The sequence below is a fragment of the Aeromonas sp. Marseille-Q7275 genome (assembly GCF_965119515.1).
The window spans coordinates 115942-130890 of sequence record NZ_CBCPLW010000005.1 but is presented as its reverse complement, the minus strand read 5'-3'; the positions used below and the strand labels follow the sequence as shown (position 1 = coordinate 130890).

The 14949-nt window shown below is 60.1% G+C and carries 10 protein-coding genes and 1 pseudogene; all 11 read left to right on the top strand.

Translation table 11 applies throughout. From position 1 onward, the window contains the following. Nucleotides 1-526 precede the first annotated feature (526 nt). The 11 genes and pseudogenes from ACWPWQ_RS06895 to ACWPWQ_RS06845 all read left to right on the top strand — a co-directional run bounded on the left by ACWPWQ_RS06895 (nt 527) and on the right by ACWPWQ_RS06845 (nt 13863). Nucleotides 527-1462 carry a TIGR01212 family radical SAM protein gene (locus ACWPWQ_RS06895; protein WP_454009373.1) on the top strand — a complete coding sequence of 312 codons (936 nt, stop codon included), beginning with the start codon at nt 527-529 and terminating at the stop codon, nt 1460-1462. 371 nt (nt 1463-1833) lie between these two features. Next, a complete protein-coding gene (locus ACWPWQ_RS06890; protein ID WP_404839003.1) occupies nt 1834-3978 on the top strand; it encodes a type I secretion system permease/ATPase in 2145 nt (714 codons plus the stop codon). Then, nucleotides 3971-5386 carry an HlyD family type I secretion periplasmic adaptor subunit gene (locus ACWPWQ_RS06885; protein WP_454009372.1) on the top strand — a complete coding sequence of 472 codons (1416 nt, stop codon included), beginning with the start codon at nt 3971-3973 and terminating at the stop codon, nt 5384-5386. Before ACWPWQ_RS06890 ends, ACWPWQ_RS06885 begins: the two co-directional genes overlap by 8 nt. A 35-nt stretch (nt 5387-5421) precedes the next feature. Then, entirely contained in the window at nt 5422-6753 is a 1332-nt protein-coding gene (locus ACWPWQ_RS06880; RefSeq protein WP_139436708.1) for a TolC family outer membrane protein, read from the top strand. A 99-nt stretch (nt 6754-6852) separates the two neighbouring features. Next, a complete protein-coding gene (locus ACWPWQ_RS06875; RefSeq protein ID WP_454009371.1) occupies nt 6853-7623 on the top strand; it encodes a transglutaminase-like cysteine peptidase in 771 nt (256 codons plus the stop codon). A 3-nt stretch (nt 7624-7626) separates the two neighbouring features. Next, nucleotides 7627-9611, top strand: a pseudogene (locus tag ACWPWQ_RS06870) (EAL domain-containing protein). Between the two features lie 909 nt (nt 9612-10520). Beyond that, a complete protein-coding gene (locus ACWPWQ_RS06865) occupies nt 10521-10706 on the top strand; it encodes a cadherin-like domain-containing protein (protein WP_454009430.1) in 186 nt (61 codons plus the stop codon). Nucleotides 10707-11363: 657 nt separating this feature from the next. Next, nucleotides 11364-11591: a hypothetical protein gene (locus ACWPWQ_RS06860; protein ID WP_454009370.1), complete on the top strand. Its 228-nt coding sequence runs from the start codon at nt 11364-11366 to the stop codon at nt 11589-11591. Beyond that, a complete protein-coding gene (locus ACWPWQ_RS06855; RefSeq protein ID WP_454009369.1) occupies nt 11584-12015 on the top strand; it encodes a hypothetical protein in 432 nt (143 codons plus the stop codon). Before ACWPWQ_RS06860 ends, ACWPWQ_RS06855 begins: the two co-directional genes overlap by 8 nt. 781 nt (nt 12016-12796) lie before the next feature. After that, nucleotides 12797-13033 carry a hypothetical protein gene (locus ACWPWQ_RS06850; RefSeq protein ID WP_454009368.1) on the top strand — a complete coding sequence of 79 codons (237 nt, stop codon included), beginning with the start codon at nt 12797-12799 and terminating at the stop codon, nt 13031-13033. 626 nt (nt 13034-13659) lie between these two features. Continuing rightward, nucleotides 13660-13863, top strand: a complete 204-nt coding sequence (locus ACWPWQ_RS06845) for a hypothetical protein (protein WP_454009367.1) — start codon at nt 13660-13662, stop codon at nt 13861-13863. Nucleotides 13864-14949 lie beyond the last annotated feature (1086 nt).

Sequence of the window (14949 nt, the reverse complement as noted above, 5' to 3'; positions counted from 1 at the left end):
TGTGGTTCCGTCCGCCTGAGGTGGCGAATCTCCAAACTAATGGGATTTTCGAGCAAGGTCAATTGGACATCCCGCTTGTTTGCAATGTTACACCGCACAGCAAAATGCGGGTTTCGAGACTCAATTCGGTTTGCTGCAAAGCCTATTAAGTTAATTTTATTAAGTTGATTAAACTGATAATGACGAACGGTAGTTGACTACTTCCGCGTCACCTGACTGTAATAATTTACCAATCCATTCCGGTAAGGCGAGCTTTTGAGGGGATCACATTCAGAATCCTGAGCTGTACATTTATCCGTTTGAGCTGGCAGAATTTACAGTGCTAACAGCCAGTTAGAAAGGAATTGCTCCACTTCTCCCTCTTTTCCAGAAGGCTTGTGGTTTAAAGTAACCTTACAAACCTGTCTGTGGGTATTTATCGCACGCAATGTGAATATTTATATAGTTTTGGGAGTGGTGGCTTGATCCAGCTCAGCCTGGGGGGCGGGCCTCTACCAGGTAATGACAGCTCTCTATCGGAGGTGTCATGCAGTTACACGAACTCATCAATACATTCGGCCAGGATCTCAAGCAGCGTCATGGCCAGAAGATCCACAAACTCTCCATCCACGGCGCCTTCACCTGCCCGAATCGGGACGGCACCCTGGGCCGCGGCGGCTGCACCTTCTGCAATGTCTCCTCTTTTGCCGACGAATCGACCCAGCAGCTTTCTGTCGTGCAACAGCTGCTGGCACGCCGGGACGAAGTGACCCGCGCCAAACGCTATCTCGCCTACTTTCAGGCCTATACCAGCACCTATGCCGAGGTGGAATACCTGCAACGCATGTATGAGGAGGCGTTGTCGGTCAGCGACATGGTGGGGCTCTGTGTCGGGACCCGGCCCGACTGCGTGCCGGATGCGGTGCTGGATCTGCTGGTGGGTTATCAGGCCCGTGGCTACGAGGTGTGGCTGGAGCTGGGGCTGCAGAGCGCCCATGACAAGACGCTGCAGCGCATCAACCGGGGCCACGGCTACGCCGCCTATGTCGATGCGGTCGAGCGGGCTCATAGGCGCGGCATCAAGGTCTGTGCCCATCTGATCGTTGGCCTGCCCGGCGAGGTGCCCATGGATAGTCTGGAGACCCTGCATCGCATCGTTGCGACCGGGGTCGAGGGGATCAAGCTGCACCCGCTCCACGTGGTGGAGGGGAGCACCCTTGGCAAGGCGTGGCAGGCAGGGCGGCTGGAGGTGCTGACCCTGGAACGCTATGTGGAGGCGGCGGTGGCCATGATCCAGCACACGCCCCCCGAGGTGGTCTATCACCGCATCTCGGCGTCGGCGCGCCGTCCGACCCTGCTGGCTCCTGCCTGGTGCGAGAATCGCTGGACCGCCATGGCCGAGATCGCCGCTGAGCTGACTCGTTCAGGCCCCCAGGGGCATGCCCTGGGCCGACCCTTCTCGCTCGCTCCTTTTAATGAGTGACGACTCTAATTTCATCAAAAAAACAGAGGGTTATTAGATGAAATTCAGTCTTTGCAGTATAGTTTCGTTCAAGTCGCCTTGATAAGATGGTCGGCTTGAAAAAGATATTGTTATCAATAACTCTTTAGTAATTAATGGACCGGGCAGGATATCTCGCACTCCTTGCCGTCATCAGATGACGTGCGTGGCTCCTCTCTCCCCGGCTTGACGATGTGTGAGTCTGGCGATGGCATTCGATGCCACTGCCCAGTGCGCTAATTGGGTTGTCGGTTCGCGATGATGGGATCTGCTCTGCATTCACAGGTCGCCACCAGGTTCCGGGTGATGATTTCCCTGCGACAACCGTCTGAATCATGTTTTGACAGGATGCTATGCAAGCAGAAACCAGCCATATAGATGAACTATTGGAATGCCTGGTCTTTTTGACCCGTTTTTATGGCGTACCCAATAGTCAGGATGCCCTCACCACGGGCTTGCCACTGGTCTCGGGCCGTCTGAGTACGGCGCTCTTCAGCCGCGCTGCCGAGCGTGGCGGTTTGTCCGCCCGTGAGGTGATCCAGCCACTCGAAAACATCTCTCCCCTGCTGCTGCCCTGCGTCTTGCAGACGCGGCAGGGCGGCGCCTGCATCCTGCTGGAGTGGAACAAGGACAGGAGCCAGGCCAAGGTCATCTTCCCCCAGGCCGGTGATGCGACGCAGTGGGTCAGCACTGCCCAGCTGGGTGACGAGTACAACGGCCGGCTGTTCTTCGTCAAGAAGCAGTTCAAGTTCGATGAACGTTCCCCCAAGGTGCTGGAGACCCGAGATGGTCACTGGTTCTGGAGCACGCTGTTTGAATCCCGTGGCATCTATCGCGATGTGCTGATTGCCTCCATCCTCATCAACCTCTTTGCGGTGGCCAGCCCCCTGTTCACCATGAATGTCTACGACAAGATCGTGCCCAACCTGGCGTTCGACTCCCTCTGGGTGCTGGCGGTCGGGGCCATGGTAGTGTTCACCTTTGACTTCGTGATGCGCCAGTTACGCAGCTACTTCATCGACATTGCCGGCAAGAAATCGGACGTGCTGCTGTCAGCCAAGATCTTTGCCAAGGTGATGGGGATGAAGATGGAGTCCCGCCCGGCCTCGACGGGGGCGTTCGCCAAGCATCTGCAGGAGTTTGAATCGGTGCGGGAGTTCTTCACCTCCGCCACCGTATCGACCCTGATTGATCTGCCATTTGCGGTGTTCTTCCTCTTCATCATCTGGCTGTTTGCCGGCGTCATGGTGGTGGTGCCCATCGTCGCCATGCTGATCCTGGTGGCCTACAGCTTCTATATCCAGGCCCCCCTCAAGCAGTCCATCGAGGAAGGCTCCCGCCTGGCCTCCCAGAAAAACGCCAACCTGATCGAAAGCATCTCCGGCCTTGAGACCGTCAAGATCTTCGGCGCCGAGAGCATGTTCCAGCACCGCTGGGAGCAGGCGGTGTCCCACATCTCTACCTGGGGCGTGCAGACCCGTCGCATCACCAACTCCATGTCTTCCCTGGCGAGCTACATCCAGCAGGTGGTGACCGTGGGCTTGGTGATCGTAGGTGTCTATCAGATATCGGAAGGGCTGGTGACCATGGGGGGCATGATCGCCGCCGTCATGTTGTCCAGCCGCGCCATCGCGCCCATGGTGCAGCTCTCCGTGCTGTCGACCCGCTACAACCAGGCCAAGTCCGCCCTGGAGATCCTGGAGAAGATCATGATGACGCCGGGCGAGCAGGAGGAGGGCAAACAGTACATTCACCACCCCATCATCCAGGGCCGCATCGAGTTCGAAAACGTCTCCTTCAAATACCCGGGCATGGAAAGCAGCACCCTGCACAACATCAACCTGCGCATCGAGCCGGGCGAAAAGGTCGCCATCATAGGACGGATCGGCGCGGGTAAAACCACGCTGGAAAAGTTGCTGATGGGGCTCTACCGACCGACAGACGGTCTGGTGCGCCTCGATGGCTTCGAGCTGGATCAGCTGCCACCGGCCGCCATTCGCCGCAACATCGGCTGTGTGCCGCAGGATGTGACCCTCTTCTTTGGCTCGGTGCGGGACAACATCATGCTGGGCAACCCGCTGGTGGATGATGCCCGGGTCGTGCGCGCCGCCAAGCGGGCCGGCGTCACCAACTTTACCAATCGGGATCCCAATGGGCTGGACCGGCAGATAGGCGAGGGCGGGCGTCAGCTCTCAGGTGGTCAGCGTCAGGCCATTTTGCTGGCCCGTGCCCTGCTCAACGATCCGCCCATCCTGGTGATGGATGAGCCAACGTCCAACATGGACAACCAGTCAGAGATGCATGTGAAGCAGGAGCTGGCCAGGCTGGGGCCTGAAACCACGCTGATCCTCATCACCCACAAGACTTCCATGCTGGATGTGGCCTCCCGGGTCATCGTCGTGGAGCAGGGGAAGATAGTGGCTGACGGCCCCAAGGAGACGGTGCTGCAACAACTGAAGGAAGGCAAGGTGCGGGTACAGGAGACGGCCAATGGCTAACAACTGGTTCAAGAAAACGGCACCAGACACAGTGTTGCCCGCCTCCGAGCACCTCGAGTATGTCGACGACGGTGCCGCCGCCGTCTTGCTGAATACGCCAACTCGCGCCAAGGTGCTGCTCTGGGCCTGTTTCCTGTTCTTCATGAGTGCCATCATCTGGGCCGCCTGGGCGGAGCTTGATGAGGTCACCGTGGGTCAGGGCAAGGTCATTCCATCTCGCCAACTGCAGGTGATCCAGAACCTGGAAGGGGGGATCGTCAAGGAGATCTTCGTCAAGGAGGGGGACATAGTCGAAAAGGGGCAGCCTCTGCTGCGCATAGACGATACCCGCTTCAAGTCGGACTTTCGCGAGCGTGAACAGGAGCTGGTGATCCTCAAGGGCGACATCGCCCGTCTGCGTGCCGAGATCCGCAGTGTGGTGGTCAAGAGAGAACCCAACCTCGGCTGGCGTGAGCAGGTGGTCATCGACAAGCAGCCCATCGTCTTCCCCGAAGGGTTCGAGAACGTCTTTGCGGAATACGTGGCCCGTGAAAAGTCGGTCCAGGACGAGCGGCTCAACAACTTGAACAACCAGCTCTACATACTCGGTCAGCAGATCGAGCAGAAGGAGCAGGAGACCATAGAGCTCAATGCCAAGATAAGGACAGTGAGCCGCAGCGTGGATCTGGCTCGCCAGGAGCTGAACATCAGCCGGCCTCTCGCAAAAGAGGGTATAGTTCCTCAAGTGGAGCTAATTAAACTGGAGCGGCAGGTCAACGAGATGCAGGGCGAGCTGGAAGCCAACCGCCTGCTCATCCCCAAACTCAACTCGGTGCTGCGGGAGACCATCTCCAAGCGCAATGACATCGCCTTGAAGTTCAGAGCGGACTCCCAGACCGAGCTCAATGAACGCCAGGGCAAGCTGAGTCAATTGTCCGAGGGCCAGGTCGGTCTGCGGGACAGGGTCGATCGGACCAGCGTGATAGCGCCTCTCAAGGGCACCATCAAGAAGCTCAAGATCAATACCCTGGGGGGGGTCGTGCAGCCGGGCATGGATCTGATGGAAATCGTGCCGCTGGAGGATACCCTGCTGGTGGAAGCCAAGGTCTCCCCCAAGGACATCGCCTTCCTGCGACCCGGACTGGAGGCCGTGGTCAAGATAACTGCTTATGATTTCACTGTTTATGGAGGTTTACATGGCAAGGTTGAGCAGATAAGCGCCGACTCGATCCAGGATGAGGAGGGCAACTCCTTCTATCTGGTTCGGGTGCGTACCGAGAAGAGTTATCTGGGCGATGAGCTTAACGCACTTCCCATCATCCCCGGTATGTTAGCCAGTGCAGATATTATTACTGGTAAAAAAAGTGTCCTAGACTACTTGCTCAAGCCCATCCTGCGGGCTAAGCAGTCGGCACTGAGAGAACGATAAGCCAACAATCTAAAAACAACATGACTGGAGATACCATGAAGAAGACGATTGTTGCCATGCTGGTTAGTGGCACCATACTGTTCCCGGGCCTGAGCCAGGCACAGACACTGGAACAGTCAGTGGCACAGTCACTGGCTACCCATCCGAAAATCAAGGAAGCTTTTGATCTCTATCAGGCACGACTGTACCAGCATGATGGAGCCAAGGGCGGCTACTATCCCACCATCGATCTGCGTGGCGGCGTTGGTTACGAGAAGACCGACAGCCCCTCGACCCGTGCGGCGCCCGCCAACTCGCAGACGATCGATGATTCCATGACTCGTAAGGAGGCCGGGATCAGCCTGCGCCAGATGCTGTTTGACGGCTTCGATGTCAGCAGCAACGTGGCCCGGACCGATGCTGCCGCCCAGGCCCAGCGTCTGGCCATGATCTCCGAGGCGGAGAACACGGCCCTGCGGGTGGCCGAGGTGTACCTCAACATGCTGCGCCAGCAGGAGATCCTGGAGCTGTCCAAGCAGAACCTGGAAACCCACGAGCAGATCCGCAGTGACATCCAGAAACGGACAGACTCAGGTTTGGGTTCGACGGCGGACCAGACCCAGATCGATGGTCGTGTGGCTCGTGCCTACTCCAACCAGGCGGCCGCGGAGAACAACTATCGGGATGCCGAGAGCGAGTTCATCCGGGTCGTGAATGAGGTGCCCAAGGATCTGGTACAACCGGCCCCCAACAGCCAGTTGATCCCTGCCACCCTGGAGGACGCGCTGAAGACGGCCACCGAGGTTCACCCGACCCTGCTCTCCTCCCTGCAAGACATCGAAGAGGCCAAGTATCAGCATGAAGGTTCCAAGTCCGGGTTCTACCCGAACGTGGCCTTCGAGGTGGATCAGAACTGGAACGAGGACATCGATGCGGTCAAGGGACGCAACGACGATCTCACCGCCATGGTCCGGATGCGCTACAACCTGTTCCGTGGCGGCTCCGATCTGGCTGAAAGCAAGGCCACCTCGGCACTCTATTCCCAGGCAAAAGACATTCACCTGAATGCCTTCCGTCAGGTGGAAGAGGGAACCCGTCTCGCCTGGAATGCCAAGGAGTCGCTGGCCAAGCAGAAAGTCTTCCTGAAAGAGCACGTGGACGCCAGCTACGACACCGTACAGGCGTACAAGAAGCAGTTTGGTCTGGGACAACGGACCTTGCTGGACGTGCTGAACACGGAGAACGAACTGTTCGAGGCTCGCCGCAGCTACATCACGGCCGAGTATGATGCCCTGCTGGCGGATTACCGTATCCTCAATGCCACCGGGGGACTGCTCAATGCCATGAATGTACAGCAGCCCGCTGACTGGCAGGCCAATAACAACTGATGGTCATCGTGCTGATGTCATATCAGTCAGAAGAAATGGCTGCAGCTTGCTGCAGTCATTCTTTTATGCGTTTGGCTCTCAACTGAAGATTGCAATGGCATGCCGCAGGGGAAACATGTGACATCGTGGTGCAAGGCTGGGAGCCGCGGGCTCTTCTGGCCAGCATGGCTCATTCGCCACGTGCAGCGTTGGCGGCTCCAGCTGTTGTGGCTGGTGCTGCTGTCTATCCCTCTGTTGCTCAGCGCCAGCCAGCCCTTGTCGTCGGAAGATCTGAAGCTGGTCAAGCGGGCGGAGGAGACCTACGGCTCTCGTGCAGGCAAGCGGGTCACCAGCTGGCGCACGCTGGCCATGCAGAACCGGGCTGCGGGTCTGACGGAGCGGCAGAAACTGGAGAAGGTGAACCAGTTTTTCAATCAGATGCGGTTTATCGATGACATCAAGCTGTGGCACAAGAAGGATTACTGGGCGACCCCGCTGGAGTTTTTGGGGGCGGCTGGCGGAGATTGTGAAGACTTCAGCATTTCCAAATACTTTACGCTGCTGGAACTTGGCATTCCGGATGAAAAAATGCGGATGGTATATGTCAAGGCATTGGATTATAACCAGTTTCATATGGTTGTTGCCTATTATGAGACGCCAGCATCAGTGCCTCTCATTCTGGACAACCTTGTCGGCGCCATTCGCCCGGCCAGTCAGCGGGCGGATCTGGTGCCAATTTACAGCTTTAACGGTAGTCACTTGTGGCTGATGAAGGCGCGTGGTCAAGGGGAACTGGCCGGGCAATCATCCCGCTTGGGATTATGGACTGACTTACGCAATCGCATGACTTCAGGGCGATTGGCTCGGCCTGTGGTGAATTTGGATGATTAACCTATGACGCTCTACAGACAACTATTGGCAACCATGCTGTTACTGTTCGGATTGCTGTTTGCCGCCACCTATTGGGTACAGTTCAATTCGACCCGCAACTATCTGGCGCAACAGCAGGAGACCACAGTCATCAACACCTCCACCGCCCTGGGTCTGGCGTTGACGCCTTATCTGGAGAACGGGGACAAGGTGAGTGCCGAATCCGTCATGAAGGCCGTGTTCGACGGTGGCTACTATCGGCTGGTCCGCCTCGATCTGCTGGCTTCCAAGGATGTCATCGAGCTGGAAAACAGCAGCGACATTCAGGGGGTGCCGCAGTGGTTTATCGGGCTGGGCCTCTTCCCTGAGGTATCCAACGAATCCATTCTGACCTCGGGCTGGCTGCAACTGGGCAAGCTGAAGATAGTGGGCCATCCGGGACAGGCCTACTACGAGCTCTGGAAGGGGATGAGCGAGCTGGCGACCTGGTTCCTGGTGGGCTTCCTGATCACCACCATACTGCTGATGCGGGCACTCAACTACCTGCTCAAACCGCTCAAGCTCATCTGCGAGCAGGCGGTCGAGATAGAGCTGCACCACTTCGGGCACGCCATTCCCGAGCCCAAGAGCCGCGAGTTGAAACAGGTGGTGCAGGCCATCAACACCCTCTCGAGCAAGCTGGCGGTGCAGTTCAAGGAGCAGGCCGATGAAGCCGAAAACCTGCGCGCTCGCGTCTATGTGGATGCGGTCTCCGGGCTCGGCAACCGCTCCTACTTCGTGGGGCAGGTCAATGCCTGGATCGCCGAGGCGGGACAGGGGGGCGTCATGCTGGTGGCCGTCGACATGCTGGACGATCTCTATCGTGAGGAGGGCTATGCCGCGCGGGACAACATGGTCAAGTCCATCGCCCAGGTGCTCAGGGAGTTGCTGGACGGCTGGGATGGTGCGGCGCTGTCCCGGATCTCGGCCACCGAATATGCCCTGCTATGTCCTACTGATGATCTGTCGCAGCTCAAGGATCTGGCGGAGCTTATCAATAGCCGTATCGCCGATCTGGTGGTCAATCCCATGGGTGAGAGCGGTGCGCTCTCGGTTGTCGGGATCGCCGGCCGTGATGGCGATGATGATCTCTCCGCCCTGCTGACCAAGGCGGACAATGCGCTGGGCAAGGCGCGCAACGAGCGGCGGGGTGCCGTCGTCATGGAAGGGGGCTCGGATCAGGGATTGATGGGGCGTTTGGCCTGGCGTGATCTGGTACAGGATGCAATGGCCCGAAACCTGTGGCGCTTCAAGGCGCAGCCTGCCTGCCGCTTCGATGATGGCACGCGCCTGCATGCGGAGCTGTTTGCCTCCATCTCGCGCGATGGGACCGACTATTTCGCCGGCCAGTTCTTGCCCGCCATAGAGCAGTTCCAGATGGGCGCCGAGTTTGACAAGGCAGTACTGGAAGCCTGCCTGCCCTTGTTCAGGCAGCAACCCGAGCTGGTGCTGGCGGTCAACATCACCGCAGGGTCGCTCTGCTCGGATGAGTTCCTGACCTGGCTGAGAGACTATCTGGCCGTGAACGGCGAGTTGAAGGAGAGGCTGCTGTTCGAGATCCCTGAGGCCGCCATCATGAAACACAAGCAGCATGTGACCAACCTGGTCGACGTGCTGCGAGAGCAGGGCTTCCTGTGGGGTGTCGATCACTATGGTCGCCACTTCCAGTCCCTGGGGTATCTCGAGGAGCTTGCTCCTGCCTACGTCAAGGTGGATCATGGCTATACCAGCCAGGTCATGGAGCCGGGCGCCGATACCTCCTTCCTGGCTGCGGTCTGCCGGGCAGCCCACAATGCGGGTGTCACGACCATCGCCACCCGAGTGGAAGATCAGCAGCAGGTCGAGGTGCTGGCCTAACCTGCAATATTACAGACGGTTACCAGGGCTTCGTTCATCCGGCATTCCTACCTCGCCGTGAATCAGGCAATCATATTGAAAGGGGTCCCACGGGGCCTTTTATATCCATTTAGAATATATGAAGGTGCTTTTCTGCGATGGAGACAGAAAGCCTGAAAGACGAGTTGTTGGGGTTATTGATTTATTCGGTGTAAAAAACATTCATTCGATCTGGCGACCGGATGAAGCCAAACAGATTCAATGTTGTACATTTTTGCAACTGAAGCCCGATGAGCGCGCATCTAGAGTGTAGGCATCAAGATTCGTCACCCTGAGCAATGGATATGCGCACCCAAATCATCGACAAAACCGTCGTCGTCTCTTCCGTGGAAGGTAATGTTCAGATCCCTTGCTTGCCGATGCAGGCGTCGCCCTCTCCAGCCCGGCGAGATATTGTAACCGGGCGCCAAGCTCAATATTGCCGACGATGTGAAACGATGCTGCACCCTACGATGACAACTTCGGACAGGCCGCTGCCGCCCCTGCCGAGACAGATACACCGGCCGAAGGGCAACCCTCATCATCGGTCGAGAACAGCAACCTCCTCCAGAAATCTCGTGGCCTTGCAAGAATCCATCCTGCAAGGGGTCGACCTGACTAAGAACTTTGAAGCCGCCGCAGCCGGCGGGGCGCTCTGCCGCAGGTGGGGGCGGCATCGGCGGGGTCGCGGGCCAGTGGCAACGGCGGCTTTGTCGTCATCGATCGTATCGGTGATGCGACCATAGCCGAGTCGGATTCGATACCAGCTATGATGCCTTGCTCGATCAGGAATGTGCTGCAGGAAGACGATCTCCCGCCAGAGAATGAGCCTGAGCGATCTGGATGAATCTGAAGTCACCCAGGAAGACCAAGCCATCAGGTAACCTGCCGATCACCCAGCAGCAACTCGGATGGTCCTCAAGACACATCCATTGCTCTCATAAAGTTGTGCGCCAACATCGGCATTCTGGCCGGTGTCGAGAGCTCATTGAGGATAGGCCCCCATCATCAATGCCGACGGCTCCTACACCTTCACTCCGGCACTCAACTACACAGGCCCCGTGCCGCCGGCCAACTACATAGTGACCGATGGCGACGACACCAATAACGACACCTACCATCACCATTACCGGATGAGACAGTCTCCTTGGGCGGGCTGCAGGTCGAAGGGCGAGTTTGTTCTGGAGTGAAGCCGCGATTACCGACGGCAGCAGTCTGAATGCTGCAGGTCTGACCAAGAGCGGCGCCTTCACCTTCAATGCGGCAGATGGCACCAGAGCCTGGCTCTGGGTGGCGTGTACCATCAGTAACGGTCAGGTCATCAGTAGCCTGCAGGCGATCCGGGAGCCCTCTGGCAATCAACTGTTGGTGACAGGCATCAGTTACAACTCAGTGACAGGCGCCGGCACCAGATTCTTACAGCTACACCCTGAGCGATAACGAGGCTCACACTCAGCCTGCCAATGACACTGCCCTGACCGAAAGCTTGAACGTCGCGCTGACGGACAGCGACGGTGGCCAGCACCAGCGCCAGTCTGGATGTGGTGATACAGGACGACGTGCCTGATGCCCAGACGACACTGGATTCGATAGCGGCTGGCGGGTTTGTCCGGCCACGGGCAACCTCATCACGACGCGGCGGCAGGGGGATGCGGGCGACAGCGACACGGGGGCAGACACTCCGGGGTGCGGTGGCGCGCTGGTGTCCTCGGTGACGGCGACGACGGCGCGCCGCCGGCGCTGACGGCGGTGGCGGCGACCGTGGTGCAGGGCGCCTACGGTGTGCTGGACGCTCAACTCCGATGGCTCCTACAGCTATGTGCGCGATGCCGGTGCCGCCGGGCGGGGTGTCGGAGGTATTCACTTACACCCTGCGCGACGAGGGGGATGGCGACACCGACACGGCGACGCTGACCATCGCGATTGGCAACACGCCGCCGGAGATAAGCAACCTGACCCCGTCAGTGAATGGCGGGGACGTGGTGGTGGATGAAGATGACTTGGCTGACGGCTCGACAGCAGCAGAGCTTCCGACACAGGCTGGCAGTTTCACCATCAGCTCGCCGGATGGGTGAAATTTCGCTGACGATAGGCGGGGTAACGTTCATCAACAACGGGGTGTTCACGGCGGGCCTGTTTGTCACGGGGCTGGGGAACACCTTGAGCATCACGGGCTACAACCCGCTGACCGGGGTGGTGAGCCAGCCACACCTCCTGGGGGACAATGAAACCTATGCTAACGGGGCGGGCGAGAACAGCCCGTTTGAAGACTTCGCGGTGGTGCTGACGGACCAGGACGGTCAGTCCGACAGCGACACGCTGTCGGTGAACATCGTCGACGACGTGCCCGATGCCCAGGACGAGAGACACCGATTCGATAGCGGCTGGCGGGTTTGGTCCGGCCACGGGCAACCTCATCGACGCGGCGGCAGGGATGCGGGCGACAGCGACACGGGGCAGACACCCGAGGTGCGGACGGCGCGCTGGTGTCCTCGGTGACGGCGACGACGGCCGCCGGGGCGCCGACGGCGGTGGCGGGGGGGCGACCGTGGTGCAGGGCGCCTACGGTGCTGACGCTCAACCCGGACGGCTCTACAGCGTGCGCGATGCCGGTACGCCGGCGGTGTCGGAGGTATTCACTTACACCCTGCGCGATGCGGACGGCGACATTCGACACGGCGACGTTGACCATCGCGATTGGCAACACGCCGCCGGAGAAGAACCTGACCCTGCCGCAAGGAATGGCGACGGTGGTGGATGAAGATGACTTGGCTGACGGCCTGGACAGCAGCAAGGAAAGAGCCCGACACAGGCTGCAGCTTCACCATCAGCTCGCCGGATGGGGTGGCCTCGCTGACGATAGGCGGGGTGACGTTCATCAACAACGGGGTGTTCACGGCGGGGTCGTTTGTCGATGGGGCTGGGTAACACCTTACATCACGGGCTACAACCTGCTGACCGGGGGTGGAAGAGCGCAGCTACACCTCTGGGGGACAATGAAACCCATGCCAACGGGCGGGCGAGAACAGCCTGTTTGAAGACTTCGCGGTGGTGCTGACGGACCACAACGACAGCGACATCGCCGTCGGTGAACATCGTCGACGACGTGCCCGATGCCCAGAATGACACTGATTCGATAGCACGGTGTTTGGTCCGCCACGGGCACCCTCATCACCGGACGCGGGCAGGGGATGCGGGCGACAGCCACGGGGGCAGACACCCGCGGACGGCGCGCTGTCCTCGGTGACGGCGACGACAGCCGCCGGGCGCTGGACGGGCGGTGGCAAGCGACCGTGGTGCAGATGCCGCCGGTGTGCTGACGCTCAACCCGGATGGCTCCTACAGCTATGTGCGCGATGCCGGTACGCCGGGCGGGGGTGTCGGAGGTATTCACTTACACCTGCGCGATGGGGATGGCGACACCGACACGGCGACGCTGACCATCGCGATTGGCAACACGCCGCCGGAGACAGCAACCCGGACCCCGTCAGTGAATGGCGGGGGACGTGGTGGATGAAGATGACTCTATTGACGGCCCGGACAGCAGGCGAGAGCCTGATGGCCGGCAGTTTACCGCCATCAGCCTGCCGGATGGGTGGCCTCGCCGACGATAGGCGGGCATGCCCGCGCGCGCCGGGTAACACCTGAGCATCACGGGCTACAACTCGCTGACCGGGGTGGTGAGCCGGCAGCTACACCCTGGGGGACAATGAAACCCATGCCAACGGGGCGGGGCGAGAACAGCCTGTTTGAAGACTTCGCGGTGGTGCTGACGGACCAGACGGTCAGTCTGACAGCGACACGTTGTCGGTGAACATCGTCGATGACGCCCGATGCCCAGAATGACACCGATTCGATAGCGGCTGGCGGGTTTGGTCCGGGTTACCGGCACCTCATCACCGACGCGGCGGTGCAGGGGATGCGGGCGACGGCGACACGGGGGCAGACACCCGGGGTGCGGACGGCGCGCTGGTGTCCTCGCACGGCGACGACGGCCGCCGGGGCGCCGACGGCGGGGGCGACCGTGGTGCAGGCGCTCACGGTGTGCTGACGCTCAACCTGACGGCTCTTACAGTTATGTGCGCGATGCCGGTACGCCGGGCGGGGTGTCGGAGGTATTCACTTACACCCTGCGCGACGGGGATGGCGACACCGACATCGGCGACGCCGACCATCGCGATTGGCAACACGCCGCCGGAGATAAGCAACCTGACCCCGTCAGTGAATGGCGGGGACGTGGTGGTGGATGAAGATGACTTGGCTGACGGCTCGGACAGCAAGGAGAGCCTGACACAGGCTGGCATTACCCACCAGCTCGCCGGATGGGGTGGCCTCGCCGACGCATAGGCGGGGTGACGCCCATCAACAACGGGTGTTCACGGCGGGGTCAGCTTGTCACGCAACACCTTGAGCATCAGGCCACAACCTGCTGACCGGGGTGGTGAGCTACAGCCACCCTGGGGACAATGGAAAACCTGTACAACGGGGCGGCGAGAACAGCCTGTTTGAAGACTTCGCGGTGGTGCTGACGGACCAGGACGGTCAGTCCGACAGCGACACGCCGTCGGTGAACATCGTCGACGACGTGCCTGATGCCCAGAATGACACTGATTCGATAGCGGCTGGCGGGCTGTCCGGCCACGGGCAACCTCATCACCGACGCGGCGGCAGGGGATGCGGGCGACAGCGATACGGTGCAGACACCTGGGTGCGACGGCGCGCTGGTGTCCTCGGTGACGGCGACGACGGCCGCCGCCGACGGCGGTGGCGGGGCGACCGTGGTGCAGCGCCTACGGTGTGCTGACGCCTCAACCCGGATGGCTCTACAGCTATGTGCGCGATGCCGCGCCGGGCGGGGTGTCGGAGGTGGTCTACTCGACACCCTGCGCGACGGGGATGGCGACACCGACACGGCGACGCTGACCATCGCGATTGGCAACACGCCGCCGGAGATAAGTGTTCCGACCGTCAGTGAATGGCGGGGACGTGGTGGTGGATGAAGATGACTTGGCTGACGGCTCGACAGCAGCAAGGAGAGCCTGGACACAGGCTGGCAGGGGCTTCACCATCAGCTCGCCGGATGGGGTGGCCTCGCTGACGAACATCGCGCCGGGCATGGCGGCCGTTTAGCCACACCTGGAGCATCACGGGCTACAACCTCGCTGACCGGGGTGGTGAGCCGCCGTTACACCCCGGGGGACAATGAACCTATGCCAACGGGGCGGGCGAGAACAGCCTGTTTGAAGACTTCGCGGTGGTGATGGACGCGACCAGGACGGTCAGTCCGACAGCGACACGCTGTCGGTGAACATCGTCGATGACGTGCCCGATGCCCAGAACGACACCGATTCGATAGCGGCTGGCGGGTCGGTCCGGCCACGGGCAACCTCATCACCGACGCGGCGGCAGGGATGCGGGCGACGGCGACACGGG

Coding starts and splice junctions, on each gene's coding strand:
- ACWPWQ_RS06895 (WP_454009373.1), top strand. CDS start 527: ATGCAGTTACACGAACTCATCAATACATTCGGCCAGGATCTCAAGCAG.
- ACWPWQ_RS06890 (WP_404839003.1), top strand. CDS start 1,834: ATGCAAGCAGAAACCAGCCATATAGATGAACTATTGGAATGCCTGGTC.
- ACWPWQ_RS06885 (WP_454009372.1), top strand. CDS start 3,971: ATGGCTAACAACTGGTTCAAGAAAACGGCACCAGACACAGTGTTGCCC.
- ACWPWQ_RS06880 (WP_139436708.1), top strand. CDS start 5,422: ATGAAGAAGACGATTGTTGCCATGCTGGTTAGTGGCACCATACTGTTC.
- ACWPWQ_RS06875 (WP_454009371.1), top strand. CDS start 6,853: ATGCCGCAGGGGAAACATGTGACATCGTGGTGCAAGGCTGGGAGCCGC.
- ACWPWQ_RS06855 (WP_454009369.1), top strand. CDS start 11,584: ATGGGTGAAATTTCGCTGACGATAGGCGGGGTAACGTTCATCAACAAC.
- ACWPWQ_RS06845 (WP_454009367.1), top strand. CDS start 13,660: ATGGCGACACCGACATCGGCGACGCCGACCATCGCGATTGGCAACACG.